Below are 23,524 nucleotides of genomic sequence, written 5' to 3'. Positions count from 1 at the left end.
GAGGGGGCTATACTGCCTCGCGGGGTATAACCGTTCCAGCATTCTGCCGGTACGTTGCGTTACCCGTTCCGGTTAAACCGGCCATTTTGCAGTGCAGGGGAGCACGCATGGATATCGCCGAACTGTTGGCGTTCTCGGTCAAGAACAAAGCGTCCGACCTGCACCTGTCGGCCGGCCTGCCGCCGATGATCCGCGTGGACGGCGACGTCCGCCGCATCAACATCCCGGCGCTCGACCACAAGCAGGTGCACGCGCTCGTCTACGACATCATGTCGGACAAGCAGCGGCGCGACTACGAAGAATTCCTCGAGGTCGACTTCTCGTTCGAGATCCCCGGCCTGGCCCGCTTCCGCGTCAACGCCTTCAACCAGAACCGCGGCGCCGGCGCGGTGTTCCGTACCATTCCTTCCGAAGTGCTGACGCTCGACGACCTGGGCTGTCCGCGCATCTTCAAGGAACTGATCGACCAGCCGCAGGGCCTGATCCTGGTGACCGGGCCGACCGGTTCGGGCAAGTCGACCACGCTGGCGGCGATGCTCGATCACATCAACAAGAGCGAATACGCGCACATCCTCTCCGTCGAGGATCCGATCGAATTCGTCCACACCTCGCAGAAGTGCCTGATCAACCAGCGCGAGGTGCACCGCGACACGCACGGCTTCAACGAGGCGCTGCGCTCGGCACTGCGCGAAGACCCCGACTACATCCTGGTCGGCGAGTTGCGCGACCTGGAAACCATCCGCCTGGCGCTGACCGCCGCGGAGACCGGCCACCTGGTGTTCGCGACCGTGCATACCTCTTCGGCAGCCAAGACCATCGACCGCATCATCGACGTGTTCCCCGCAGGCGAGAAGCCGATGGTGCGCTCGATGCTGTCGGAATCGCTGCGCGCGGTGATCTCGCAGGCGCTGCTCAAGAAGGTCGGCGGCGGCCGTACCGCGGCATGGGAAATCATGGTCGGTATCCCGGCCATCCGTAACCTGATCCGCGAGGACAAGGTGGCGCAGATGTACTCGGCCATCCAGACCGGCCAGCAGTACGGAATGATGACCCTCGACCAGCACCTGCAGGACCTGGTCAAGCGCGGCCTGATCCTCAAGCCGCAGGCCCGCATGTACGCCAAGGACAAGCGCTTGTTCGACTGATCGGCGATCGGTCTGAAGCGCGGACCACCTTCGCACGGAGTTAACCATGAGCACCATCGACTTCACCTCCTTCCTCAAGCTGATGGCGCACCAGAAGGCGTCGGACCTGTTCATCACGGCTGGCATGCCGCCGTCGATGAAGGTCCACGGCAAGATCTCGCCGATCACGCAGAACCCGCTCACCCCGCAGCAGAGCCGCGACCTCGTCCTCAACGTGATGACGCCGCAGCAGCGCGAGGAGTTCGAGAAGACGCACGAGTGCAACTTCGCGATCGGCGTGACCGGGGTCGGCCGCTTCCGCGTGTCGTGCTTCTACCAGCGCAACCAGGTCGGGATGGTCCTGCGTCGCATCGAGACCAAGATCCCGACCGTCGAAGAGCTGAACCTGCCGCCAGTCATCAAGACGCTGGCGATGACCAAGCGCGGCATCATCATCTTCGTCGGCGCCACCGGTACCGGTAAGTCGACCTCGCTGGCGGCGATGATCGGCTACCGCAACATGAACTCGACCGGCCACATCATCACGATCGAGGATCCGATCGAGTTCGTGCACAAGCACGAAGGCTGCATCATCACCCAGCGTGAGGTCGGCATCGATACCGACACGTGGGATGCGGCGCTCAAGAACACGCTGCGCCAGGCGCCGGACGTGATCATGATCGGCGAGGTGCGCACCCGCGAGGGCATGGACCACGCGATCGCCTTCGCCGAAACCGGCCACCTGGTGCTGTGCACGCTGCACGCCAACAACGCCAACCAGGCGATGGACCGCATCATCAACTTCTTCCCGGAAGACCGCCGCGGCCAGCTGCTGATGGACCTTTCGCTGAACCTCAAGGGCGTGGTGGCGCAGCAGCTGATCCCGACCCCGGACGGCAAGGGGCGACGCGTGGCGATGGAGATCCTGCTCGGCACGCCGCTGGTGCAGGACTACATCCGCGATGGCGAGATCCACAAGCTGAAGGAAGTGATGAAGGAGTCCGTGCAGCTGGGCATGAAGACCTTCGACCAGAGCCTGTTCGAGTTGTACCAGGCCGGCGAGATATCCTACGAAGACGCGCTGCGCTACGCCGACTCGCAGAACGAAGTGCGCCTGCGCATCAAGCTGGCCCAAGGCGGCGACGCCAGGACCCTGTCGCAGGGGCTGGACGGCGTGGAAGTCGCGGAAGTGCGATAGCGCCCGCGCTTGCCAGGAACAAAAGAAAAGCCGGGGATTCCCCGGCTTTCTTTTTTGGCATGGCCTCAGCTTTCGTGCGATTCCAGGGCGTCGAACGGCATGCCGCGCTCCTGGAGGATCGTGTTGATGCGGTTGCACACGTACTGGTCGTCGTCCGCGCCCGTCACCGACAGGATGGTGTTGGCGTAGCCGTTGCAGTACGAGACCAGTTCGTCGAGCCGAACCGACAGGTCCTGTTCGAAACCGTCGATGAGGGCGTCGAGCTCGTCGCGCCGCTTGAAGGAAAATTTGCCCGCACTGGAAGCGCCCATGTGCAACTCCTTGTGTTGGCGGCCGGCACCTGCATCCTGGCCGCACATCCGTCTTGCCTGCGTGAAGCCTGCGTGGAGATCACGGGCCAGCCACGGCCCCGCACGCCACCGCTAATGCCGCTTGAAGTACTGGACTTCGCGCTCGTGCTTCTCTGCGGCGGCGCGCGAGCGGAAGGTGCCGAGGTTCCTGCGCTTGCCGGTGCGGGGATTGGGTTTGCGCGAGTACAGCCGATATTCGCCGGACTGGAGCTTGCGGATCATTGGCGATTCCTCCGGTTTGCACGCCCATGCAAGCACATCCGCCGTGACGCTGGCGCGTGCGACGCGGATTCAGGCCGCGCGGATCTCGTTGGCGGCGTAGCCGCTCGCAATGCGTCGACTTCGCTTCGTCGAGCGCGCGGCTTCGTCCGAGAGGGGCGAATCCGGCATGAGCCCTGGCGATCAAGCGTGCGTTCGCTGAATCCGATGCCGGGCCACGTGCACGACGCTCGCGAATGCGCATTGGTCGACTGCGGGAAGCCGTCGCGACAACCGACGTCCCAGGACACGGCTTCTTGTCCATGTGCCGGGCGCGGCGTGGGCTGGCGAGGTTCTAGCGGGTGTCAGCGGTACCGGTCCGCGTGGCGCCAGGCCGGTTCCAGTGCCGCGATGGTGGCAAACACCGGGCAGTCCGCGCGGTGCGTGCCGGGCAGGTAGCCCAGGCTCATCAGGAATTCGTTGGTGATCTCGCCGCCGGTGAAGCGGAAGGTCTGCTTGAACAGCTTGACCCAGCCGGTCTTGTCGCGTGCGGCATCGCCTTCCATCACGTGAGCATCCAGCCAGCCGGAGAAACTGCCATGGGACTCACGCAGGCGCTGGATCACCTGTGCGTTGTGGATCGCCGCATCCACCTTTAGCCGGTTGCGGACGATGCCGACGTCGGCGAGCAGCCGCGCGCGATCGAGCTCGCCGTAGGCCGCCACCGTGTCGACGTCAAAGCCGGCATACGCGCGGCGGAAGCCAGCGCGCTTGCGCAGCATCGTCTCCCAGCTCAGCCCGGCCTGGTTGATCTCCAGCACCAGCCGCTCGAACAGCACCGCCTCGTCGCGGCTGGGGAATCCGTACTCGGTGTCGTGGTAGGGGCCATGCAGCGGATGGCCCCGCGCGAAATCGCAATACCCCGACATGTCACTTCGTGGCGGGCGTCGCGTACTGGGACAGCCCCAGCACGTCCAGGCCCTGTTCGAAGCGCACGTCGACCGGGATCTTCGCGTCCTTCAGCTTCGCCAGGTCCGCGGCGAGTTCCGGCTTGATCACGCCCAGGGTGTCGGTCATGCGCTTGGCCTCGGCGTAGTCGCCATCGCCCTGCACGGTGAGGAGCTTGGCGCTGAGCGAGTTCATCGCCGCGCGCATCTTGTCGAAGTCCACGCGGTAGCGGCCGTTGGCATCGCGGCTGAACGCGCCGGCGTCGGCGAAGTAGTTGAAGCGCAGCATGTTCGCCTTGCCGTGCGCATCGGCCGCGCCGAATCGCACCGATCGCAGGATGCCGGCGAGGAAGGTCACGTAGCTGTCCATGATCTTGGCCTTGTCCATCTCGCCCTTGTTGCTGAGCGCGTCGATCATGTACAGGCCGAGGATGTCGGCCTTGCCTTCCTCGAAGCTGGACGAATAATCCTTCAGCGCCTCGTCGACCGTGCCCTTGCCATCCAGAGTCTTCTTGATGCCAAGGCCGTGGGCGACTTCATGGAACATCGTGTCCTCGAAGAATGCGTCGAAGGTGACGTGCTGGAGCTGGTCTTCCGCGATCAGTTGCTTCGCGATGGGCATTAGGATGGCGTCGAACTTCGCCTTCATGACGTTTTCCAGCTGCAGGCGCCGCGTGCCCTTGGCCAGCTGCACTTCCTCGTCGTTGGGCAGGTTGATGGCGATGGTCTTGGCGCCGACGTTGGCGTCGCCTGCGTAGTACACGGCTTCGTAGGCGTTGAGGTCGGCCTTGGCGCCCGGCTTCTCGGCCTTGTACTTCGCCTCCACCGGCAGGCCGCGCTGCAGTTCCGGCAGGAAGCCGGCATAGCGGGCGAGCTTCTTGCTCCATTCCGTGTCCTTCACCAGCACCAGGCCTTCGTACGCGGCCTTGTAACCGAACAGCTGGTCCTCGTAGGTCTCGATGGGGCCGATGACGACGTCGACCGGATTGGTCTTCATGTCCATCCAGGCCATGTCGCTGGGCCGGAAGTCGTCGCTCAGCAACGCGTCGGCGCGCATGCGCAGGTAGTCGGCGAAGCTCTTGTCGCCGCTGAGTTCCGCCGCTTCCCGCAGCAGTGCCGCGGTGCGCTCGAGCTCCGCCTTGTATTCGACGTGATAGGGCACCGTGATCAGCTTGCCGGCGGCATCGCGGCGAAGCAGGGTGTAGTTGGACTTCTTGTCCGGGAGATCGGCGGACTCGAACTCCTCCTTGCTCATGTCGATCGGGTAGAACGGGCCGCCGGGGGGGCGCGGCTTGATGCCGTCGATGAAGGGCGTGTCCTCGTTCAGGCGATCCCAGGGGCCGAAGTTGATGCTGACCAGCTCGCGCGTGGCGTCGTCGGGGGCCTGCGCCAGCAACGCCGCGCGATCGCCGTCCCAGCTCTGCCGCCACGCCAGCTCGTTCATGATGTCCGCGGCCTGCACGAGCTTGGCGACCATGCGGCGGGTGTTCTCGTCCAGGTGCGAGAGGTCGGCCTTGAGCGGCACCACGGCATAGTCACCGGCGTGGGCCTGCGCGTAAGACGCTGCGGCGGGCTTGGATGCCGCGGCGGACGGCGTGGCGTCCTGCGCGGGTTGCGGCTTGCAGGCGACCAGCGTCAGTGAAAGACCGGACAGCGCGACGAGGCAGCCGAGGACGAGCGGGCGGAGATTCGATGCGGTCATGGCGATGCGCGATAAGGGGCGGAAAGACGCATCCTACGCCCTGTGCCAACCATCCCGTCAGCTGGCGCACACCGGCCTGCGCGCTAGAATGTCCCTCATGCCCGTGATGCCCGAGCCCCTGACCAACCAGCTGCTGATCGCGTTGCCGGCGCTGGCGGAAACGAATTTCTCGCGTAGCGTCGCGCTGATCTGCCAGCACGACGACGACGGCGCGATGGGGATCGTGGTCAACCGGCGCTCCGAATACACGCTGGGCGAGGTGTTGGGGCAGATGGGCGTCGAGGGCGGCACCGAGTCCCTGCGCGCCCAGCCGGTGCTGGCCGGCGGACCGGTGCACCCGGAGCGCGGTTTCGTCCTCCACGACGGTGGTCCGCGCTGGGATTCGACGCTGGCCATCACCGACACGCTGTTCCTGACCACCTCGCGCGACATCCTCGAGGCGATGGCGCGCGGCGAGGGCCCGGACCACGCCCTGGTGGCGCTGGGTTGCGCCGGTTGGGGTTCGGGCCAGCTCGAACACGAGCTCACCGAGAACGACTGGTTGACCGCGCCCGCCGACGCGGAACTGCTGTTCGCGCTGCCGCTGGAATCCCGCTGGGTCGCGGCGGCGGGGCGCATCGGCGTCGACTTCGCGCACCTGGCCGATTACGCCGGGCACGCATGAGCATCCGCAGCGACGGCACCGTGCTCGGCTTCGACGTCGGCGCACGTCGGATCGGTGTAGCCGTCGGCAGCGCATTCGGCTCCGGCGCGCGGGCGTTGGCGGTGATCGACGTGCATGCCCATGGGCCGGACTGGCCGTCGATCGAGCGCCTGTGCCGGGAGTGGCGGCCGGACGGATTCATCGTCGGCGACCCGATGACACTCGAGGGTGGCGACCAGCCGGCGCGGGTGCGCGCGCATCGCTTCGCCCGTGAGCTCGCCACGCGCTTCAAGAAGCCGGTGGTTCTCGTGGACGAGCGCGCCAGTTCGATCGAAGCCGCGCAACGTTTCGCCGGCGAACGCGCCGAAGGCCGCAAGCGGCGTCGCGACGCCGAAGCGCTGGATGCGGTCGCGGCCGCCGTGATCGTCGAGCGCTGGCTTGCCGCGCCGCAGGACGCGACCGAAATTCCCGCCGGCTGACGGCACGCCTCCCACCTTCATCCGAATGCACGCAATGAAGCACCTGCTGACGCTGGACAACCTGCCGCGCGCCGACGTGGAAACCCTGCTGGATCGCGCCCAGGCGTTCGCCGAAGGCGCGCAGGCGCCGCAGGCGTTGTCGGGGATCGCCGTGTGCACGCTGTTCTTCGAGCCGTCGACGCGCACGCGCTTGAGCTTCCAGTTGGCGGCGCAGCGACTGGGTGCGCACGTGCTTGGTTTCGACGCGTCGAGCTCGTCGACCACCAAGGGCGAAACCGACCTCGACACCTTCAAGACCATCGAGGCGATGGGCGTACGCGGCTTCATCGTCCGGCACAAGGCCGACGGCGCGGTGGCCGCGCTGGCCGCGGCCGCCAATCCGGGGGTTGCGCTGTTGAATGCCGGCGACGGCCGCAGCGCGCATCCGACCCAGGGGCTGCTCGACATGCTCACGTTGCGGCAGGCGAAGGGCAGGGACTTTTCCCGGCTCAAGGTCCTCATCGTGGGCGACGTGAAGCACTCGCGGGTCGCCCGTTCCGACCTGCACGCGCTGCGCACGCTGGGTGCAGGCGAGATCCGTGTGTGCGGGCCCGCCTCGTTGTTGCCGGATGAGGGCACGCTGCACGGCTGCCACGTCACGGCCGATTTCGACGCGGCGCTCGACGGCGTGGACGCGGTGATGATGCTGCGCATCCAGCGCGAGCGCATGGAGGACGGCCTGATCGCCTCGCTCGACGACTACCACCGCGATTACGGCCTGACCGCCGCGCGGCTGCGCCGTGCCGCGGCCGACGCCATCGTCATGCACCCCGGCCCGATGAACCGCGGCGTCGAGATCACCGACGAAGTTGCCGATGGCCCGCAGTCGCGCGTGCTGCGGCAGGTCGCCAATGGCGTCTCGGTGCGTATGGCGGTGCTGGAACGGCTGCTGGCCGGATAGCGCGGGCTACCGGGATCGGCGCACGCGCGCGTGCGTGAACTGCGTGGTCAGCGCAGCAGGATCAGCGTCGCCAGCCCGAGGAAGGCGAGGAAGCCCATCACATCCGTGACGGTGGTGAGGATCACGCCTCCGGCCAGGGCGGGATCGAAGCCCATGCGCTTGAGCGTCATCGGCACGAGCACGCCCGCCAGCGCGGCGGACAGCAGGTTGATCGTCAACGCGCTCGCGATGACGAGCGCAAGCGGCCATTCGCGGAACCAGAGGAACACGATGACGCCCAGGATGATGCCCAGCGCGAGACCGTTGAGCAGGGCGACCCGGATTTCCTTCCAGATCAGCACGCGCACGTTCGCGGCGCCCACCTGGCCCAGGGCGAGGCCGCGGATCACCAGCGCCAGCACCTGGGTGCCGGCGTTGCCGCCCATGCCGGCGACGATCGGCATCAGCACGGCCAGCGCGACGATGTGCGAGATGGTGTTCTGGAACTGACCCACCACGCTGGCGGCGAGGAATGCCGTGGCGAGGTTGATCCCCAGCCACAGCAGCCGGCGCCTGGTCGCGCGCGGCACCGGCGAGAACAGGTCCTCGTCCTCGTCCAGGCCCGCCGCGCCCAGGGCCTGGTGTTCGGCCTGGCTGCGGATGATGTCGACCACGTCGTCGATGGTGATGCGGCCGAGCAGGATGTTGTTCTCGTCGACGACCGGCGCCGAGATCCAGTCGTGGTCCGAGAATTGCCGCGCGACTTCGTCCGCCGACTCTTCCACGCCGATCGCCGGCTGCTCGTCGTCGACCAGCTGGTTGATGGGCGTGTTGGCCTCGTGCGTGAGCAGCGCCTGCAGCGCGATGCGGCCGAGGTACTGGTGGCGGCGGCTGACGACGTAGAGGTGGTCGGTGTGTTCGGGCAGCTCGCCGCGCAGGCGCAGGTAGCGCAGCACGACGTCGACCGTGGTGTCGGCGCGTACCGTCACCACGTCGGGGTTCATCAGGCGGCCGGCGGTGTCCTCGTCGTAGGACAGCACCTGCTCCAGGCGCTCGCGGTTCTCGCGGTCCATCGATTTGAGGACTTCATCGATGACCGTATCCGGGAGGTCCTCGACCAGGTCGGCAAGGTCGTCGATGTCGAGGTCCTCGACCGCGGCGACGATTTCGTCCGGGTCCATCTCCGCGAGCAGGCTCTCGCGCACCTCGTCGCCGACGTGGACCAGCACCTCGCCGTCGTCCTCGGCATCGACCAGGCCCCAGACCACGGTGCGCTTGGCGGGCGGCAGGGATTCGAGCAGGTTGCCGATCTCGGCCGGCGACAGCGTGTTGACCAGCCGGCGCACCGGGCCCAGGCGGCCGGAGTCGAGCGCGTCCGAAAGCAGGCGCAGCTGGCGCGCGGTCTTGTCGTGGCGGACGGCTTCGGCCATGCGTACTTCCAATGGCGAGGTCGGGCCACGAGGGCGCGACGAGGTGCGCTGATCAGAGCGGGGCGTTCATGCACCCATTATGACGATGCGGGCCGACGCTGCCCACCCCGGCCCGGCCCGGATGCCCGATCTAGTCGGCGGGACGATGCGACTCGACCCAGGACTCGATGCCCATGCGGTCGCGCGCGCGCATCAGCAGTGGCAGGCGTTTGCGCAGCGCAGTCAGGTCGCAACCGCGGATCACCCGGCGCAGTTCGAGCAGCGTGTTCGGATGCAGGCTGAACTCGGTGAGGCCCAACGCGAGCAGCAGCGGGGCATACAGCGGATCGCCAGCCATTTCGCCGCACACCGCGATCGGCTTCTGGCGCAGGCGCGCCAGGCGGATGACGTCGCGCAGCAACCGCAGCACCGCCGGGTGCAGGGGCGTGTACAGGTCGGCGAGGGCTTCGTTGTTGCGGTCGGCCGCGAGCAGGTACTGCACCAGGTCGTTGGTACCGATGGAGAGGAAGTCGACGTTGCCGATGAAGCCGGGCAATGCGATCGCCGCGGCGGGCACTTCGATCATTGCCCCCAGCGGCACGTGGTCGGCGATCTCGTGGCCCTGCGTGCGCAGGTCGCGGGCGATGCGCTTGAGCTGCGCGCGCACCTCCCTGATCTCCTCGCGTGAACTCACCATCGGCACGAGGATGCGCAACGGCCCGTAGCCCGAGGCGCGCAGCAGCGCGCGCAGTTGGGTCTCCAGCAGCGGCATCCGTGCCAGCGACAGGCGGACGCCGCGCAGGCCCAGCGCCGGGTTGGGCTCGTCGCGCAGCACCAGGCCGGTGCGATCGGCCTTGTCGGCCCCCAGGTCCAGCGTGCGGATGGTGACCGGGCGGCCGCTCATGCCGAGGACGACGTCGCGATAGGCACGGAACTGCTCTTCCTCGTCCGGCAGTTCGCGGCGCTGCAGGAACAGGAACTCGGTGCGGTACAGGCCGATCCCGGTCGCGCCCAGCGCGTGCGCCTCGGCCACGTCTTCCCGGGACTCCGCGTTCGCGTAGAGCTTGATGTCGGCGCCGTCGACGGTGCGCGTGGGTTCGCGGCGCAGGCGGTGCAGTTCCTTCCGCTCGCGGATGTACTCGCGCTCGCGCGTGCGGTGAGCGCGCAGGTCCTGCGGGGCTGGCTCCACGACGACCAGGCCACTGCCGCCATCGACGACGAGGGCATCGCCGTCGTTGATCTTGAGCAGCGCGCCGGGCACGCCCACGACCAGGGGCAGGTGCAGGCTGCGCGCCAGGATCGCGCTGTGCGACAGCGCGCTGCCCGCGGCGGTCACGATCGCAACCACGCCCTGCGCCTGCAGTTGCGCGAGTTCGGCGGGCGCGACGTTGTCGGTGATCAGGATTTCGCCGGCAACGCCTTCGGCGCCGTTCTCGCGGCTGTGCAGCGCGGCGTGGATGCGGCCGACGACCTGGTCGATGTCGTCGATGCGGCTGCGCAAATAGGGATCATCCATCCCGGCGAACACCGCGGCGATGCGGTCGCGTTGCAGGCGCAGCGCGTAGTCGGCCGTATACCGGCCGGTGCGGATCAGGCTGTCCAGCCCCTGCAGCAGTTCGGGATCGTCGAGCAGCAGGGCGTGCAGGTCGAGGAATTCGCCGATCTCGTGCGCCAGCGCGCCGTGCAGGCGCTGGCGCAGGGCATGCATTTCCGAACGGACCGTGTCGATCGCCCGCTGCAGGCGGGCGCGTTCGGCCTCGACCTCCGCTTCGGCGACGTGCTCTTCGGCGACTTCCAGGGCGTGCGGCAGGCGCACGCGGGCGCGGCCCAGCGCGCTACCGCGCGATGCGCCCAGACCCTTGAACTCCTGCCGCACGCGCCGGCCCTCAGGCGTCTTCGTCGAAGCGGCGGTCGAACAGCGCGCACACCGCCTCGGCGGTCGCGGCTTCGTCCTCGCCCTCGACCCGCAGCTTTACCTGCGTGCCTTGCCCGGCGGCGAGCAGCATCACCCCCATGATGCTCTTGGCATTGACCTCGCGGCCCTTGGCCGTGAGCGTGGTCGTGCTCCGGTAGGCCGACAGCAGTTGCACCAGCTTGGCGGTGGCGCGTGCGTGCAGGCCCAGGCGATTGCTGACGGTGAGTTCACGTTCGATCATCGTCTCAGGGCCTCATCCAGTGCTTCTTGTTCCGTCCGTATTGCGTTCGTCCGTCGCGCGTCGACCGTGCCGGTGCCCTCATGCCTCGTCGATGATCACGCCGTTGCGGGCACCGGCGGACGCCACCGAGGGCAACTCGTCCAGTTCCTGCTCCGCATAGTTCATCACCCGCAGCAGCATCGGCAGGCTCAGCGCCGAGACGCGATGCACCGGCGTCCCCAATCGGGCGACCTTGGCCGCCAGGTTGCTCGGGGTCGCGCCGTAGAGGTCGGTCAGGACCAGGACGCCCTGGCCCCCGTCCACGCGCCGGAGCGCGGCGCTTGCGATCGGCAGCAGCTCGTCGGGGTCGCCGTCGAAAGGCACCTCCAGCACTTCCGTTCGCAGCGGCAAGGTACGCAACAGGCGGGTCGCCACGGCCAGGATGGCCGAGCCGATGCCTTCATGGGTGATGAGCAGGACGCCGACGGACATGCCCGCAACTTAACAGAGCCGGGTTACAGTCAGGAAGCGTCCGGATGGACGGCCGCGGTGCGGCGATGGGAGCGGCTCAGTCCAGCTCGCGATGGTGCACTGCGACTTCCTCCCAGCCGTTCTGCCGTGCATGTTCGGCCAGGCGTTCGGCCAGGTACACGGAGCGGTGCCGGCCCCCGGTGCAGCCGAAGGCGACGGTGACGTAGCTGCGCGTACCTTCCGACTTCAGCCGGGGCAGCCACACGTCCAGGAACTCGCTGACTTGGCGCACGAACAGCGCGACGTCGGGGTCGGCCTCGAGGTATTCGCGAACGCCGGCGTCGCGGCCGGACAGCGGGCGCAGGCTCGGATCCCAGTGCGGGTTGGGCAGGGCGCGCGCGTCGAGGACGAAGTCCGCGTCGCTGGGCACGCCGCGCCGGTAGGCGAAGGATTCGAACAGCAGCGACACGGTCGCATCGCCGCCGATGCCGAACTCGGTGATGACGTGCCGGCGCAGCTTGTGCACGTTCATGTCGCTGGTATCCACGACTGCGTCGGCGATCTGCCGCAGCGGGCGCAGGACCTGGCGCTCCAGCGCGATCGCGTCCACCAGCGGCAGGCCCAGCGTGCTCAGCGGATGGCGGCGGCGCGTGTCGGCATAGCGCTTCAGCAGCACCGCGTCGCTCGCATCGAAGAACACCAGCTTCGGGTCCAGGCCCAGGCTGCCGACGGCGGCCAGCCACTCGGGCAGGTTGGCCAGGTCGCGGCGATTGCGCACGTCGATGCCGACCGCGAGCTTTTCCGGCGCATTGCTCTGGCCGGTAACGCTCTGGACGAACTGGGGCAACAGTTCCGCGGGGAGGTTGTCGACGCAGTAGAAGTCGAGGTCCTCGAGCGTGTTGAGCGCGACCGATTTGCCGGAGCCGGACATGCCGCTGACGATGATCAAGGTGGGAGCGGTCGACATGTGGGCCCGTGTTGTCGTGGCGGCGAGGGAAGGGGGGGTGCGCTCATTCCGCGCGTTCGAGGAAGTGGCTGTGGCGTGCCATGAAGGCGGCCGCGGGATCGACGCCCTTGGCGCGCAGGATGTGCGTGCGGGTAGCGGCCTCGGTCAGCACCGCGAGGTTGCGCCCGGGCATGACCGGCAGGGTGATCATCGGTACGTCGAGGTCGAGCACGCGGCGCGAGCCCAGGTCGCCGGTGAGGCGTTCCATGCCACCGGGCTGCGGTTCCAGCGCCGGCTTGGTGAGATGGACGATCAGGCGCAGGTACTTGTTCTTTTTCACCGACGTGTCGCCGAACATCTGGCGCACGTTCAGTACGCCCAGGCCGCGTACCTCGAGCAGGTCCTGGAGCAGGTCCGGGCAGGCGCCGTCGAGCACGTCGGGTGCGATCTGCGTGAACTCCGGCGCGTCGTCGGCGACCAGGCGGTGACCGCGGGTCACCAGCTCCAGCGCCAGTTCGCTCTTGCCCGCGCCGGACTCGCCCGTGATCAGCACGCCGATCGAATAGATCTCCATGAACACCCCGTGCAGCGTCACGCGCGGTGCGAGCTTGCGCGCGAGGTGGTATTGCAGGTGGTTCAGCAGCTCGTGGCCGCGCCGCGGCGACACCCACAGCGGCGTGTCGCTTTCCTCCGCGAGCCGGCGCAGGTCCTCGGGGCAGGCCTGGTTCTTGCTGATCACCAGCGCCAGCGGCTTGAAGTCGATCAGCTTGACGATGGTGTCCCAACGCAGCCGCGAATCGAGCGCATCGAGCCAGGCCAGTTCCTCGCTGCCGAGGATCTGCACCTTGTTGGGATAGATGGTGTTGAGGTAGCCGGCCAGCGACGGGCGGCGCGCGACGGTGTCCACCGCTTCGAGCACGCGCTGGCCACCGACGCGTTCGCCCGCCAGCCAACGCAGGCCGAGCTTGTCGCGTTGTTGTTCGAAAAGCTGCGCTGCGCTGATGCTCAGGTTCATGCCGCCGCTCCGCGTGTCCCCGGCCAATGGTAACTGGACGGGCCGGCGGATGCGGAAGCGGCCCCGGAAATGCAACGGGGGCAGTTCCTTGCGGATCCGCCCCCGTGCTGATTCTGGCGAAATCGATCGGCTCGTCCGTGGACGTTTCGCCCGATCGGTTACGCGAAGTCGCCGCTGCGGGCGAGGCTCTCGCCGCGATGGTGGTCCACGATCTTTTCCTTGTGCTTCATCAGGAGGCGATCGAGCTTGTCGGCAAGCAGGTCGATCGCGGCATACATATCCATCGCTGCAGCATCGGCGTGCAGCACGCGGCCGGAGAAGGTTACGGTCGCCTCGGCCTTGTGATCGGGCTTGTCCAAACTCAATTGCGTGCGGACATCGAAGGGTTGGTCGAAATGACGTTTCAGCCGTGCCATCTTGGATTCGACGTAGTCCCGGAGCGCAGTGGTGACCTCGATCTGCTGGCCATAGGTTTCGATACGCATGCTTGACCTCCTTACTCGCTGGCTACGGGTGACCCCATTCAACGCCTGTTTCGCGCGAATGGCAATGCAACGTAAGGGCAGGAACAAGAAGGCCGAAGGATTTCGTTATCCAGCCAACATAGGCATGCCGGAAGGCCGATTCAAGCGTGTTTTCGCCGGTGCGACAAACGGCGGCGCGAATCGTGAAACCGGTCTAGATGCGCACGCGATCCTGCGATGAAGGAATGCTCATCGCTTCGCGGTACTTGGCGACCGTTCGTCGGGCAACCGGCACCCCGGTCGCCTTCAGCGTTTCCGCCAGGCGTGCATCCGACAGCGGCTTGCGCGGGTTTTCCGCTTCGATCAGCTGCCGGATCATGGCCTGGATGGCGGTGCTGGAAGCCTCGCCGCCGGCGCCGGTATCGATGCCGGAAGCGAAGAACGAACGCAGCGGGATCGTTCCGCGCGGCGTGCGCGCGTACTTGCGGGCCACCGCGCGAGAAACCGTGGATTCGTGCAGGCCGATTTCCGCGGCGACTTCGCGCAGCGTCAACGGGCGCAGGGCGCTGTCGCCGAATTCCAGGAACGCTGCCTGCTGCTGCAGCAGGCAGCGCATCACCTTGAGCAGGGTCTCGCCGCGCGCTTCCAGGCTCTTGAGCAACCAGCGAGCTTCCTGCAGGTGGCCGCGCAGGTAGTGCGCGTCGGCGGCGCTGGCGTGGCGGATCATGCCCTCGTAGCCGCGATGGATGCTGATGCGCGGCCGCATGCTGTCGGCGAGCGCCACCCGCCACAGGCCATGCTGGCGCCAGATCACAACGTCGGGCGCGACATAGGTATCGCTGCTGATGCTGCCGACCTGCAGGCCCGGCTTGGGATCCAGCGATCGCAGCAGATGCACCGCGGTCTCGACCTCGGTGACGTCGAGCTTGAGCTCGGCGGCGATACCGGCAGTTCCCACCTTGGGCAGGCGCTCGAGCGGCCCATTGGCGAGCTTGTGCGCCAGCGCCTTGCCGGGCGTGTCGTCGGGCAATGTGGACAGTTGCAGGCGCAGGCACTCGCCCAGAGTGCGTGCGCCGGCGCCGACCGGATCAAAGCGCTGCACCTGGTGCAGCACGGTGAGGATCTCATCCGCCTGCGCATGGAAGTCGGGACCGAGGGTCTCGGCGATGGCCTCGAGCGGCTCGCGCAGGTAGCCGTCGTCCTCGATCGCCTCGATCAGCGTCACCGCGATCATGCGGTCGCGCTGCGAAAGCGGGCTCAGGTGCAACTGCCACAACAGGTGGTCCTGCAGCGATTCGCCTTCGGCGACCTGTTCCGCGCCGGGCGTTTCGTCGTCCGCGTCGGCTGGCCCCGTGCGCTCGTACCACGCCTCGCCGTCGCTGGGGCCCCATTCGACATCCGCGGGCGCCAGCGTTTCGGTTTCGAAGCCGTCTTCCTTGGCGCCGTCATGGACTCCATCGGCCTGGGCGCCGTCGCCGCCATTGGTGGCGATGCTCGATTCGGTCCAGTCCAGCAGCGGATTGCATTCCACCGCTTCGGCGATCTCGACCTCAAGCTCCGTCGCGGACAACTGCAGCAGACGGATGGCCTGCCGCAGTTGCGGGGTCATCACCAGTTGCTGTCCGAGCGTGGCCTGGAGGCGGGGCTTCATAAGGAATTCGAACGGGATCTGGCGGGACCGACGGCCGGTCCGTCAGAAGCGACACCATCATGCACGCCGACGCGGGGGGCGTCGATGCTGCCTGTTCAGTAGCGTGGCGCCGGCACGGGTGTTCCGGAACCTGCATCACACGTGGCAATGGTTACAGGCGGAACGTATCGCCCAGATACACGCGACGCACATCCGGATTGGAGAGCAGCGCATCAGGCGAGCCCTGCGCGAGGACAGCGCCTTCGTTGAGGATGTAGGCGCGGTCGCAGATGCCCAGCGTCTCGCGCACGTTGTGATCGGTGATCAACACGCCGATGCCGCGGTTCTTTAGGTGGCGCACGATGCGCTGGATTTCACCCACCGAGATCGGGTCCACGCCGGCGAAAGGCTCGTCCAGCAGCATCAGGCGCGGCTTGGCTGCCAACGCGCGGGCGATCTCGACACGGCGACGCTCGCCGCCGGAGAGGCTGGCGCCGATCTGGTCGGCGACGTGGGTGATCTGCAGCTCGTCCATGAGGCTGGCGAGCTCCTTTTCGATGCCGTTGCGATCGAGGTCGTCGCGCAGTTCCAGCACCAGGCGGATGTTGTCGGCGACGCTGAGCTTGCGGAACACCGAGGGCTCCTGCGGCAGGTAGCCGACGCCGTGCTTGGCGCGCGCATACATCGGTTCGCCGGTGATGTCCTTGCCGTCCAGGACGATCTGGCCGGCATCGGCCGGCACCAGGCCGACGATCATGTAGAAGCAGGTGGTCTTGCCGGCGCCGTTGGGGCCGAGCAGGCCGACGACTTCGCCGGCGTCCAGCGTCAGGGCGAAATCGCGGACGACTTCCCGGGAGCGATAGGCCTTGCGCAGGCCCTTGGCAGCCAGCATCAGTTCGTCCCCTTCTTGGGAACGGGCTTGGCCGGCGCGGGTGCGGCCTGGCGGGGTTGGATGGTCATCTTTACCCGGCCACTGCTGTCCGAACTGCTGTTCACCATGCCGGTCTTCATGTTGTAGACCACGCGGGGGCCGGAGAGGCTGCCGCGCGGCTGCTGGATATTCACCTTGTCGCTGAAGATCACGACCTCTGTGGTCAGGTCGTAATCGACCCGGCCTGCGGTGGCGTTCATGGGGGTGCCATCGTCCAGTTGCTGGCTGAGCTTGACCGGCCCGCCGGTCAGCACTGCACGCACGGGGTCGCCGCCGCGGGTCGTGATCGTTGCCGTCGCGGCTTCGATCTTCAGGGACCCCTGGTTGATGGTGACGCCGTTGGACAGGACCGTCGGCTGGCGATCGTCGAGCGAGCCGCTGGTGGAACCGGCCTCGATGTCCATCGCCTGGTTGCGGTCCGAAGATCTCGCCCACGCGCCCGTCGACGCCAGGAGCAGGGCGCCGGCCACGAGCACGGCGAATGGCTTAACGGGCGGTCGGGACATAGTGTTGGTGGACCTCGGACTTGAACGAGTAGCGCTTGCTGGCCAGATCCAGCTCCAGGCCGCGACCGCTGAGTATAGAACCCGGGCGGCTGACCTCGACCTTGCCCGGCGAAGTGGCACGGCGCGCATCGGGGTAGATGTTCAGTTCGCGGGTCGCCAGCGTGGTCGCCGGACTGGTCAGTCCCGAGCTCACGCCACGGACATTGCCGCGCAGGCGCAGCTCGTCGCCTTCGGCGCTGACCCAGCCATTCTTCGCCCGCACTTCCCAGGCATCGTTGCCAGCCCCTTCGCCCGGGGGAATCACGAACAGCGGCGTGGCGATGTCCATCGTCCGCTTCTCCGGGTCGCGCGCCAGGCGCGGCGCGCGCAGGGTGAACGATTCCTTGCCCTGCGGGTTGAGGGAGGTCAGTTCGAAATCGATCAGCACGTAATCGGATCGTGCAGCCGGCGCGGCGAGCGCGGACTCCTTCTTGCGCTGGGTCCAGACCGACCAGCCGCTGACCAGCGCGCCGACGAGCAGGACGACGGTGACAATCGCGCGCCAGTTCATGCCTTGCCCTCGACGCGCTCGCCTTCCAAGCGCGTGACTTCGGCGAGCAGCGCTTCGGCCTTGCCCTGCGCGGCGAGCAGCAAGTCGCAGAACTCGCGCGCGGCGCCATGGCCCGCGTGGGCGGTCGTGCGCCAGTGCGCGCGTTCGCGGACCCAGGCATGCGCGTCGCCAGGCGCCGCCGACAAGCCGACCTGCGCCATCACGCGCAGGTCGGGCAGGTCGTCGCCCATGAAGGCCACGTCGTTGAGCGCAATGCCGAGGCGGTCCGCGATGCCCTGGACGCAGGCGAGCTTGTCCTTCACACCGGTATGGGCTTCCAGCCCGAGTTCGGCCGCGCGCTGTTCCGCGATGACGCTGGGACGCGCGGTGACGAAAGCGACCGCAATGCCGACCTTGCGCAACAGCACCAGGCCCTGGCCGTCATGCACATGGAACGCCTTGAGCTCCACGCCCTCGCTGTCGAAGAACAGGCGTCCGTCGGTCAGCGTGCCGTCGACATCGAAGCAAGCCAGGCGCACGCGCGCCGCGCGGTGGCGGATGTCGGCGGGATAGTCGTTGAGATGGCTATAGGGCATGGTGCCGCGGCGGTTGGTGATGGTTCGAAGGCGGCGCCGGCGGTGCCGTGGCACGCCGGAATCCGCAGGTTGCGTTGTTACACCACTCGCGCCCGCAACAGGTCATGAATGTTGAGGGCGCCGACGACGCGGCGATCGGCGTCGATCACGAGCAGGCCGCCGATCTTGTGCGCTTCCATCAGTTGCGCGGCTTCGACGGCGAGCGCGTCGGAGCCGATGGTCTTGGGCGAGTGCGTCATCACGTCGGCGATGCGCGTGCTGCGCAGGTCGACGTTGCGATCGTCGAGGGCCCGGCGCAGGTCGCCGTCGGTGAACAGTCCGAGCAGCCTTCCCTCGGGATCCACGATCGCGGTCATGCCCAGGCGCTTGCGGCTCATCTCCACCAGCGCTTCGCTCAGGGTGGCATCCGCGGCCACGCGCGGCACGTCGTTGCCGGCGTGCATCACGTCGGAGATGTGCAGGAGCAGGCGCCGGCCGAGCGCGCCGGCCGGATGCGAGCGGGCGAAGTCGTCGGCGGTGAAGCCACGCGCGTCGAGCAGCGCCACGGCCAGGGCGTCGCCCATGGCGAGCGATGCGGTGGTGCTCGAGGTGGGGGCGAGGTCGAGCGGGCACGCCTCGGCCGGCACGCTGACGTCGAGATGGACGTCGGCTTCGCGCGCGAGCGAAGAGTTGGCGCGCCCGGTCATGGCGATCAGTTTGTTGCCCTGGCGCCGCAGTACCGGGAGCAGCAGCAGGATCTCGTCGCTCTCGCCGGAATACGACAACGCCAGCACGACATCGGCGTCCGTGATCATGCCGAGGTCGCCATGCGCGGCCTCGCCCGGATGCACGTAGAACGCCGGCGTCCCGGTGGACGCCAGCGTCGCGGCGATCTTGCGGGCGATGTGCCCCGACTTGCCCATGCCGGTGCAGACCACGCGGCCGGAGGTGGCCAGCATCAGGCGGCAGGCGGCGGAGAATTCGCCGTCCAGGCGCGCCGCGACGGCAGCCAGGGCCTGGGCCTCGATGGCGAACACGCGGCGGCCGCTGTTGGCCAGGCCGGTGAGGGCGCCAGGCTCGGCGCCGGGCAGGGGATGTGGGGGCGAGGTCGCCATTTCGGACATTGCCATTTAAGGCCGGGGGGCTTTCCGCTAGGCTAATCCGTTCATTTTATGCGCAAAGCGCCGTGCGATGCCCGCCGGCCGCCACCGCACCGCCGGAACACATCGACTTGAACGCAGACACCATCCGCCACCTCATCGAACAAGGCCTCCCCGGCGCCCGCGCCGACGTGCGCGGCGATGACGGGGTCCATTTCGAGGCCACCGTCGTGGCCGAAGCCTTCCGCGGCAAGCTTCCGCTGGCCCGCCACCGCATGGTCTACGCGACCCTCGGCGACCGCATGGGCGGGGAAATCCACGCCCTGGCCCTGAAGACCGTCACCCCGGACGAGGCCGCCTGACATGGACAAGATCGTGGTGGAAGGCGGCCAGCGGCTTAACGGCGAGGTCCAGATCTCCGGCGCCAAGAACGCTGTATTGCCCATCCTGTGCGCGACCTTGCTGGCCGACGCGCCGGTTGAGATCAGCAACGTCCCGCACCTGCACGACGTGGTCACCACCGCCAAGCTGCTGGCCGGGCTGGGCGCCGGGATCACCGTCGACCAGGGCACCATCGGCCGGGGCAGCGAGAGCGGCGTGATCGTCGATCCGCGCAGCGTCAACAGCCATGTCGCCCCGTACGAGCTGGTGAAGACCATGCGTGCGTCGGTGCTGGTGCTGGGGCCGCTGCTGGCGAAATACGGCGATGCGGAAGTGTCGCTGCCCGGCGGCTGCGCGATCGGTTCGCGTCCGGTCGACCTGCACATCAAGGGGCTGCAGGCGCTGGGCGCCGACATCAGCGTCGACCATGGCTTCATCAAGGCCAGCGCGAAGCGGCTGAAGGGCGCGCGCCACGTGTTCGAGATGGTCAGCGTCGGCGCCACCGAGAACGTGCTGATGGCAGCCACGCTCGCGCAGGGCACCACCGTGCTCGAGAACGCGGCCATGGAGCCGGAAATCGTCGACCTGGCCGAGTGCCTCAAGGCGATGGGCGCGAAGATCGAAGGCGCCGGCACCGGCCGCATCGTCGTCGAGGGCGTCGAGCGCCTGCACGGCGGCAAGCATTCGGTGGTCGCCGACCGCATCGAGACCGGGACGTTCCTGGTCGCCGGCGCGATGACCGGTGGCCGCGTGACCGTGCGCAAGGCGCGTCCGGACACCCTCGACGCGGTGCTCGACAAGCTCACCGAAGCCGGCGCCGAGATCACCGTCGACGGCGACCGGATCACCCTGGACATGCACGGCCGCCGCCCCAAGGCGGTGAACATCACCACCGCGCCGCACCCGGCGTTCCCGACCGACATGCAGGCGCAGTTCATGGCGATGAACTGCATCGCGGACGGTGTCGGCGTGATCAACGAGACGATCTTCGAAAACCGCTTCATGCACGTCAACGAACTGCTGCGCCTGGGCGCCGACATCCGCGTCGACGGCCACACCGCGGTGGTGCGCGGCGTGCAGCAGCTCAGCGGCGCGCCGGTGATGGCGACCGACCTGCGTGCATCGGCGTCGCTGATCCTGGCGGGGCTGGTCGCCGACGGCGAGACCGTCATCGACCGCATCTACCACCTGGACCGCGGCTACGAGAACATCGAGGAAAAGCTGTCCGGACTCGGGGCGAAGATCCGCCGCATCAGCTGATGCCTGCTGCCGGCGCTGCAAAAAGAAAGCCCCGCATTCGCGGGGCTCTTTCGTAGGGCGGCTTGGTCAGTGCAGCGTCTGCAGGCGCAGGTCCATCTCGTCCTGGCCGTCCTTGCGGCGCAGGATGCGCGCGGGCACCGGCATGCCGTCGACCAGCCAGAGCATTTCCTGCTTGTCGCCGTCCACGCGGGTGACCTTGGTCGCCTGGCGGGCCTTGCCGGCGACGGTGATCGTCTCCTTGCCCGCGACCTGGTAGTTCAACTGCTTGACCCGGCCGTCGTCGACCATGCGGTAGCGCAACGGCTTGCCCGCGGCGACATCGCGCGCAATGGCCAGGTTGATCAGCATCGCGTCAAGGTCGCCGCTCTGCAGCCTGACCGGGCCGGCCCGGTCGGGCTTCACGTCGCCGCTCCAACGCGCTTCGCCCCGCGACCAGTCGTAGGTGGCGTTCTTCTGCTTGCGCTTCACCAGCAGCTCCGAACTGTCGCTGTTGGAAATCGGTCGCCATTCGCCGTTGCTGTCCTCGAACACCGTGGTCTGGTTGAGGTTGGCCATCGATCCGCCGATGTCGAGGCTGTAGCGCCAGCGATTGGCGCCCGCCTGCGCGAGCACCATGCGGCCGATGCCCTGGATGCCCATGTAGCTGGCGTGGTAATCGGCCGTGAACGCCTTCACCTCGCCCGCGTTCGCGGTCAGGCTGGCCGCGAGCAGTGCCGCGGAAGCCAGCACAGACTTCAAGGCGGGGATCTTCTTCAACGTCGTCATCATTGCGCTCCCTTGTACTCCACCAGGCGCAGGTCGAATTTGTCCTGGCCATCCTCGCGCTGCAGGATGCGGACCGGCGTCGGGACGCCATCCACAACCCAGATTACCGTTTCCTCGTTGCCCGCCTGGGCACGTGAAACCCGCATCGCGTTGTAATCCAGGTCGCCGACCTTCACGTCGTCGAACTGGGTGGACACGTCGTAGCGATGGTCGCGGACGCGGCCGTCGTCGACAAAGCGGTAATGCAGCGACTGTCCGGGTTGGGCATCGCGGATTACCGCAAGGTTGATGAGCAGGCCGCTCTGGTCGCCGTCCTGCAGGGGAACCGGTGCGCGCCGGGAGTCCTTTACATCGCCAGTCCAGCGCGCCTGGTGCGAGCGCCAATCGTAGACGCCCACGGTCTGCTTCTTCGTGAACACGGTCTTGCGCAGCGTGCTCTGCGCGAGCGGCCGGTACTGACCGCCCGCCACGTCAAACACCGTGCTCTGCTGCGCGGCGATGCCGGCCAGGCCAACCAGCCCCTGGGTGCCGCGGATGTTGAGGTCGACGCGCCAGCGGCGATCGTCGTTCTTCACCACCTGCATCACCGCATCGCCGAGCACGCGCCCGTCCTTGTAGACCTGGTATTGCGCGATGAACGGCTCGAGCGGTCGCGGATCGACGGCCGCCGTCGCGGGCGAAGTCGCATCGGCCATGACCGGCGTCGACAGCAGCGAAGCGACCGCGATCAGGGCGCCATGGAAGGATTTCATGCGGAAATTTCCTCGACCAGGCGATTGCCGGCATCGAGTTGCAAGGGTGACGCGAGCGGATGACCGTTGTAGTGAACGCGATGATCATTCAGCGCGATGCGGCCCTCGGCCAGCTGCTGCAGGGTCGCCAGCAGCAGCGGGTGTTCGCGCCGCAATACACGCTCGGCGAGGGTGCCTGCGTCGTCGCCGGCTTCCACCGCGACGCGCGCCTGCGCTATTACCGGCCCGCCGTCGAGTTCGGGCGTGACGAAGTGCACGCTGGCGCCATGCATGCGCGCACCGGCGTCGAGCGCCTGCTGGTGCGTGCGCAGGCCCTTGAACTCGGGCAACAGCGAGGGATGGATGTTGATCATGCGTCCGGTCCGTGCAGCGACGGCGCCGTCGCTGATCAGGCGCATATATCCGGCACAGACGATGAGATCGGGCTGAACTGCATCGACCAGGCTGAACAGGTGTTCATCGAAGTCGGCGCGTGACGCGAAGCCTTTCGGCGACAGGCTGCGGGCCGGGACTTCCGCGTCGCGCGCGTGCTGCAGCGCAGGCGCATCGGCCTTGTCGGAAAACACGCCGGCCACCGTCGCGTCGAGCTGCTTGCGCGCGATCGCGTCGAGGATGGCAAGCAGGTTGCTGCCGCGGCCCGAGGCGAGGATGGCCAGGCGCATCACGTTCGCGCGAACAGCGACTTGGCCGATGGCTTGGTCAGCACGATCAGCGTGAAGATGCCCAGCACGGTGCCGAAGGGCATGAAAGCGCAGCTGATCGCCGCCATCACCAGGCAGAACGTGTAGCGCCGGCGTTGGCGCAGGCAGCGGCCGGCGTAGGCGAGCAACGCGCTGAAGGTCAGGCCGAAAACGATCATGAGGGCGGCGATACCGACGAAGAACCAGCCGAACAGCGCCGGATCGGGCTCCCCGGGCTTCTGCCCGCCGCTCAGGTGGCCACTGACCATCGCGATGCCGATCACCAGGTGGATCACCGGGAACAGGGAGAACAGGGCGCCCAGGGCGGCGACCACGTAGTGGAAGACGCCAAGCAGGTCCAGGTGTTGCCGATCTTGCAGCGAGGCCGGATCGCTAGTGCTCAAGCATGCGCCCC

29 protein-coding genes are annotated in these 23,524 nt (G+C 67.6%); 8 read left to right on the top strand and 21 right to left on the bottom strand.

Going from position 1 to position 23,524, the window contains the following annotated elements:
• Positions 1–107 precede the first annotated feature (107 nt).
• Complete coding sequence (locus tag BP05_RS06515) at positions 108–1,145, top strand: type IV pilus twitching motility protein PilT (protein WP_460726572.1); 1,038 nt, start codon at positions 108–110, stop codon at positions 1,143–1,145.
• A 46-nt stretch (positions 1,146–1,191) separates the two neighbouring features.
• Complete coding sequence (locus tag BP05_RS06510) at positions 1,192–2,322, top strand: PilT/PilU family type 4a pilus ATPase (RefSeq protein ID WP_496361687.1); 1,131 nt, start codon at positions 1,192–1,194, stop codon at positions 2,320–2,322.
• A 65-nt stretch (positions 2,323–2,387) separates the two neighbouring features.
• Here BP05_RS06510 and BP05_RS06505 read toward each other — a convergent pair whose 3' ends face one another.
• The 4 genes from BP05_RS06505 to BP05_RS06490 form a co-directional block, all read right to left on the bottom strand.
• Positions 2,388–2,633: a hypothetical protein gene (locus BP05_RS06505; RefSeq protein WP_496361685.1), complete on the bottom strand. Its 246-nt coding sequence runs from the start codon at positions 2,631–2,633 to the stop codon at positions 2,388–2,390.
• Positions 2,634–2,744: 111 nt separating this feature from the next.
• Complete coding sequence (locus BP05_RS06500) at positions 2,745–2,894, bottom strand: hypothetical protein (protein ID WP_496361683.1); 150 nt, start codon at positions 2,892–2,894, stop codon at positions 2,745–2,747.
• A 341-nt stretch (positions 2,895–3,235) separates the two neighbouring features.
• Positions 3,236–3,799 (bottom strand): DNA-3-methyladenine glycosylase I, encoded by a 564-nt coding sequence (locus tag BP05_RS06495; RefSeq protein ID WP_496361681.1) that lies wholly within the window; start codon positions 3,797–3,799, stop codon positions 3,236–3,238.
• A gap of 1 nt (position 3,800) precedes the next feature.
• A complete protein-coding gene (locus BP05_RS06490; RefSeq protein ID WP_496361679.1) occupies positions 3,801–5,519 on the bottom strand; it encodes a DUF8614 domain-containing protein in 1,719 nt (572 codons plus the stop codon).
• Positions 5,520–5,616: 97 nt separating this feature from the next.
• Between BP05_RS06490 and BP05_RS06485 the strand changes: the two genes are divergently transcribed.
• Genes BP05_RS06485 through BP05_RS06475 form a run of 3 tightly spaced genes read left to right on the top strand, consistent with a single transcriptional unit; the run spans position 5,617 to position 7,581 of the window.
• Positions 5,617–6,183, top strand: a complete 567-nt coding sequence (locus BP05_RS06485) for a YqgE/AlgH family protein (protein ID WP_496361677.1) — start codon at positions 5,617–5,619, stop codon at positions 6,181–6,183.
• Positions 6,180–6,641: a Holliday junction resolvase RuvX gene (gene ruvX / locus BP05_RS06480; protein ID WP_496361675.1), complete on the top strand. Its 462-nt coding sequence runs from the start codon at positions 6,180–6,182 to the stop codon at positions 6,639–6,641. Before BP05_RS06485 ends, ruvX begins: the two co-directional genes overlap by 4 nt.
• Before the next feature lie 34 nt (positions 6,642–6,675).
• A complete protein-coding gene (locus tag BP05_RS06475; protein WP_496361673.1) occupies positions 6,676–7,581 on the top strand; it encodes an aspartate carbamoyltransferase catalytic subunit in 906 nt (301 codons plus the stop codon).
• Between the two features lie 47 nt (positions 7,582–7,628).
• On the opposite strand, the gene mgtE is transcribed toward BP05_RS06475, so the two are convergent.
• The 7 genes from mgtE to hpf all read right to left on the bottom strand — a co-directional run bounded on the left by mgtE (position 7,629) and on the right by hpf (position 14,021).
• Positions 7,629–8,990, bottom strand: coding sequence for a magnesium transporter (gene mgtE / locus BP05_RS06470; protein ID WP_496361671.1), 1,362 nt, complete (start codon positions 8,988–8,990; stop codon positions 7,629–7,631).
• A 130-nt stretch (positions 8,991–9,120) separates the two neighbouring features.
• Complete coding sequence (gene ptsP / locus BP05_RS06465) at positions 9,121–10,845, bottom strand: phosphoenolpyruvate--protein phosphotransferase (RefSeq protein WP_496361669.1); 1,725 nt, start codon at positions 10,843–10,845, stop codon at positions 9,121–9,123.
• 10 nt (positions 10,846–10,855) lie between these two features.
• A complete protein-coding gene (locus tag BP05_RS06460; protein WP_496361667.1) occupies positions 10,856–11,125 on the bottom strand; it encodes an HPr family phosphocarrier protein in 270 nt (89 codons plus the stop codon).
• 78 nt (positions 11,126–11,203) lie between these two features.
• A complete protein-coding gene (locus BP05_RS06455) occupies positions 11,204–11,596 on the bottom strand; it encodes a PTS sugar transporter subunit IIA (RefSeq protein WP_496361665.1) in 393 nt (130 codons plus the stop codon).
• Between the two features lie 76 nt (positions 11,597–11,672).
• On the bottom strand, positions 11,673–12,542 hold the full coding sequence (gene rapZ, locus BP05_RS06450; RefSeq protein ID WP_496361663.1) for an RNase adapter RapZ: 870 nt from the start codon (positions 12,540–12,542) through the stop codon (positions 11,673–11,675).
• 43 nt (positions 12,543–12,585) lie between these two features.
• Positions 12,586–13,536: an HPr(Ser) kinase/phosphatase gene (hprK, locus tag BP05_RS06445; RefSeq protein WP_496361661.1), complete on the bottom strand. Its 951-nt coding sequence runs from the start codon at positions 13,534–13,536 to the stop codon at positions 12,586–12,588.
• A 158-nt stretch (positions 13,537–13,694) separates the two neighbouring features.
• Positions 13,695–14,021 carry a ribosome hibernation-promoting factor, HPF/YfiA family gene (gene hpf / locus BP05_RS06440; RefSeq protein WP_496361659.1) on the bottom strand — a complete coding sequence of 109 codons (327 nt, stop codon included), beginning with the start codon at positions 14,019–14,021 and terminating at the stop codon, positions 13,695–13,697.
• On the opposite strand from hpf, the gene BP05_RS06435 reads away from it, so the two are divergent.
• A complete protein-coding gene (locus BP05_RS06435; protein WP_496361657.1) occupies positions 14,020–14,241 on the top strand; it encodes a hypothetical protein in 222 nt (73 codons plus the stop codon). The genes hpf and BP05_RS06435 overlap by 2 nt on opposite strands.
• On the opposite strand, the gene BP05_RS06430 is transcribed toward BP05_RS06435, so the two are convergent.
• The 6 genes from BP05_RS06430 to BP05_RS06405 all read right to left on the bottom strand — a co-directional run bounded on the left by BP05_RS06430 (position 14,215) and on the right by BP05_RS06405 (position 19,286).
• The gene (locus tag BP05_RS06430; protein ID WP_496361655.1) at positions 14,215–15,651 is read right to left on the bottom strand and encodes an RNA polymerase factor sigma-54; all 1,437 of its coding nucleotides are present in this window, start codon (positions 15,649–15,651) and stop codon (positions 14,215–14,217) included. The genes BP05_RS06435 and BP05_RS06430 overlap by 27 nt on opposite strands.
• A gap of 151 nt (positions 15,652–15,802) precedes the next feature.
• Positions 15,803–16,522, bottom strand: a complete 720-nt coding sequence (lptB, locus tag BP05_RS06425; RefSeq protein WP_496361653.1) for an LPS export ABC transporter ATP-binding protein — start codon at positions 16,520–16,522, stop codon at positions 15,803–15,805.
• Complete coding sequence (gene lptA, locus BP05_RS06420) at positions 16,522–17,067, bottom strand: lipopolysaccharide transport periplasmic protein LptA (RefSeq protein WP_496361651.1); 546 nt, start codon at positions 17,065–17,067, stop codon at positions 16,522–16,524. Before lptA ends, lptB begins: the two co-directional genes overlap by 1 nt.
• On the bottom strand, positions 17,048–17,617 hold the full coding sequence (gene lptC, locus BP05_RS06415; protein WP_496361649.1) for an LPS export ABC transporter periplasmic protein LptC: 570 nt from the start codon (positions 17,615–17,617) through the stop codon (positions 17,048–17,050). Before lptC ends, lptA begins: the two co-directional genes overlap by 20 nt.
• Complete coding sequence (locus BP05_RS06410; RefSeq protein ID WP_496361647.1) at positions 17,614–18,192, bottom strand: KdsC family phosphatase; 579 nt, start codon at positions 18,190–18,192, stop codon at positions 17,614–17,616. Before BP05_RS06410 ends, lptC begins: the two co-directional genes overlap by 4 nt.
• Before the next feature lie 77 nt (positions 18,193–18,269).
• Positions 18,270–19,286 carry a KpsF/GutQ family sugar-phosphate isomerase gene (locus BP05_RS06405; protein ID WP_496361645.1) on the bottom strand — a complete coding sequence of 339 codons (1,017 nt, stop codon included), beginning with the start codon at positions 19,284–19,286 and terminating at the stop codon, positions 18,270–18,272.
• A gap of 110 nt (positions 19,287–19,396) precedes the next feature.
• Here BP05_RS06405 and BP05_RS06400 point away from each other — a divergent pair, with 110 nt between their 5' ends.
• Both BP05_RS06400 and murA read left to right on the top strand, forming a co-directional pair.
• Complete coding sequence (locus tag BP05_RS06400; protein WP_496362300.1) at positions 19,397–19,633, top strand: BolA family protein; 237 nt, start codon at positions 19,397–19,399, stop codon at positions 19,631–19,633.
• 1 nt (position 19,634) lies between these two features.
• Positions 19,635–20,912, top strand: coding sequence for a UDP-N-acetylglucosamine 1-carboxyvinyltransferase (murA, locus tag BP05_RS06395; protein WP_496361643.1), 1,278 nt, complete (start codon positions 19,635–19,637; stop codon positions 20,910–20,912).
• 66 nt (positions 20,913–20,978) lie between these two features.
• Here the strand turns inward: murA and BP05_RS06390 are convergent, their stop codons facing one another.
• The 4 genes from BP05_RS06390 to BP05_RS06375 are packed head-to-tail and all read right to left on the bottom strand — an operon-like array spanning position 20,979 to position 23,513.
• Entirely contained in the window at positions 20,979–21,668 is a 690-nt protein-coding gene (locus tag BP05_RS06390; protein ID WP_496362298.1) for a DUF3108 domain-containing protein, read from the bottom strand.
• Positions 21,669–21,676: 8 nt separating this feature from the next.
• Positions 21,677–22,429 (bottom strand): DUF3108 domain-containing protein, encoded by a 753-nt coding sequence (locus BP05_RS06385; RefSeq protein WP_496361641.1) that lies wholly within the window; start codon positions 22,427–22,429, stop codon positions 21,677–21,679.
• The gene (gene purN, locus BP05_RS06380) at positions 22,426–23,091 is read right to left on the bottom strand and encodes a phosphoribosylglycinamide formyltransferase (protein WP_496361639.1); all 666 of its coding nucleotides are present in this window, start codon (positions 23,089–23,091) and stop codon (positions 22,426–22,428) included. The genes BP05_RS06385 and purN overlap by 4 nt, the downstream gene beginning before the upstream one ends.
• Positions 23,091–23,513, bottom strand: a complete 423-nt coding sequence (locus tag BP05_RS06375) for a hypothetical protein (protein WP_496361637.1) — start codon at positions 23,511–23,513, stop codon at positions 23,091–23,093. Before BP05_RS06375 ends, purN begins: the two co-directional genes overlap by 1 nt.
• Positions 23,514–23,524: the final 11 nt, after the last annotated feature.

This window comes from Lysobacter oryzae DSM 21044, assembly GCF_059568595.1.
The sequence above is the reverse complement of the archived record's forward strand: the minus strand, read 5'-3'. Positions and strand labels throughout refer to the sequence as shown.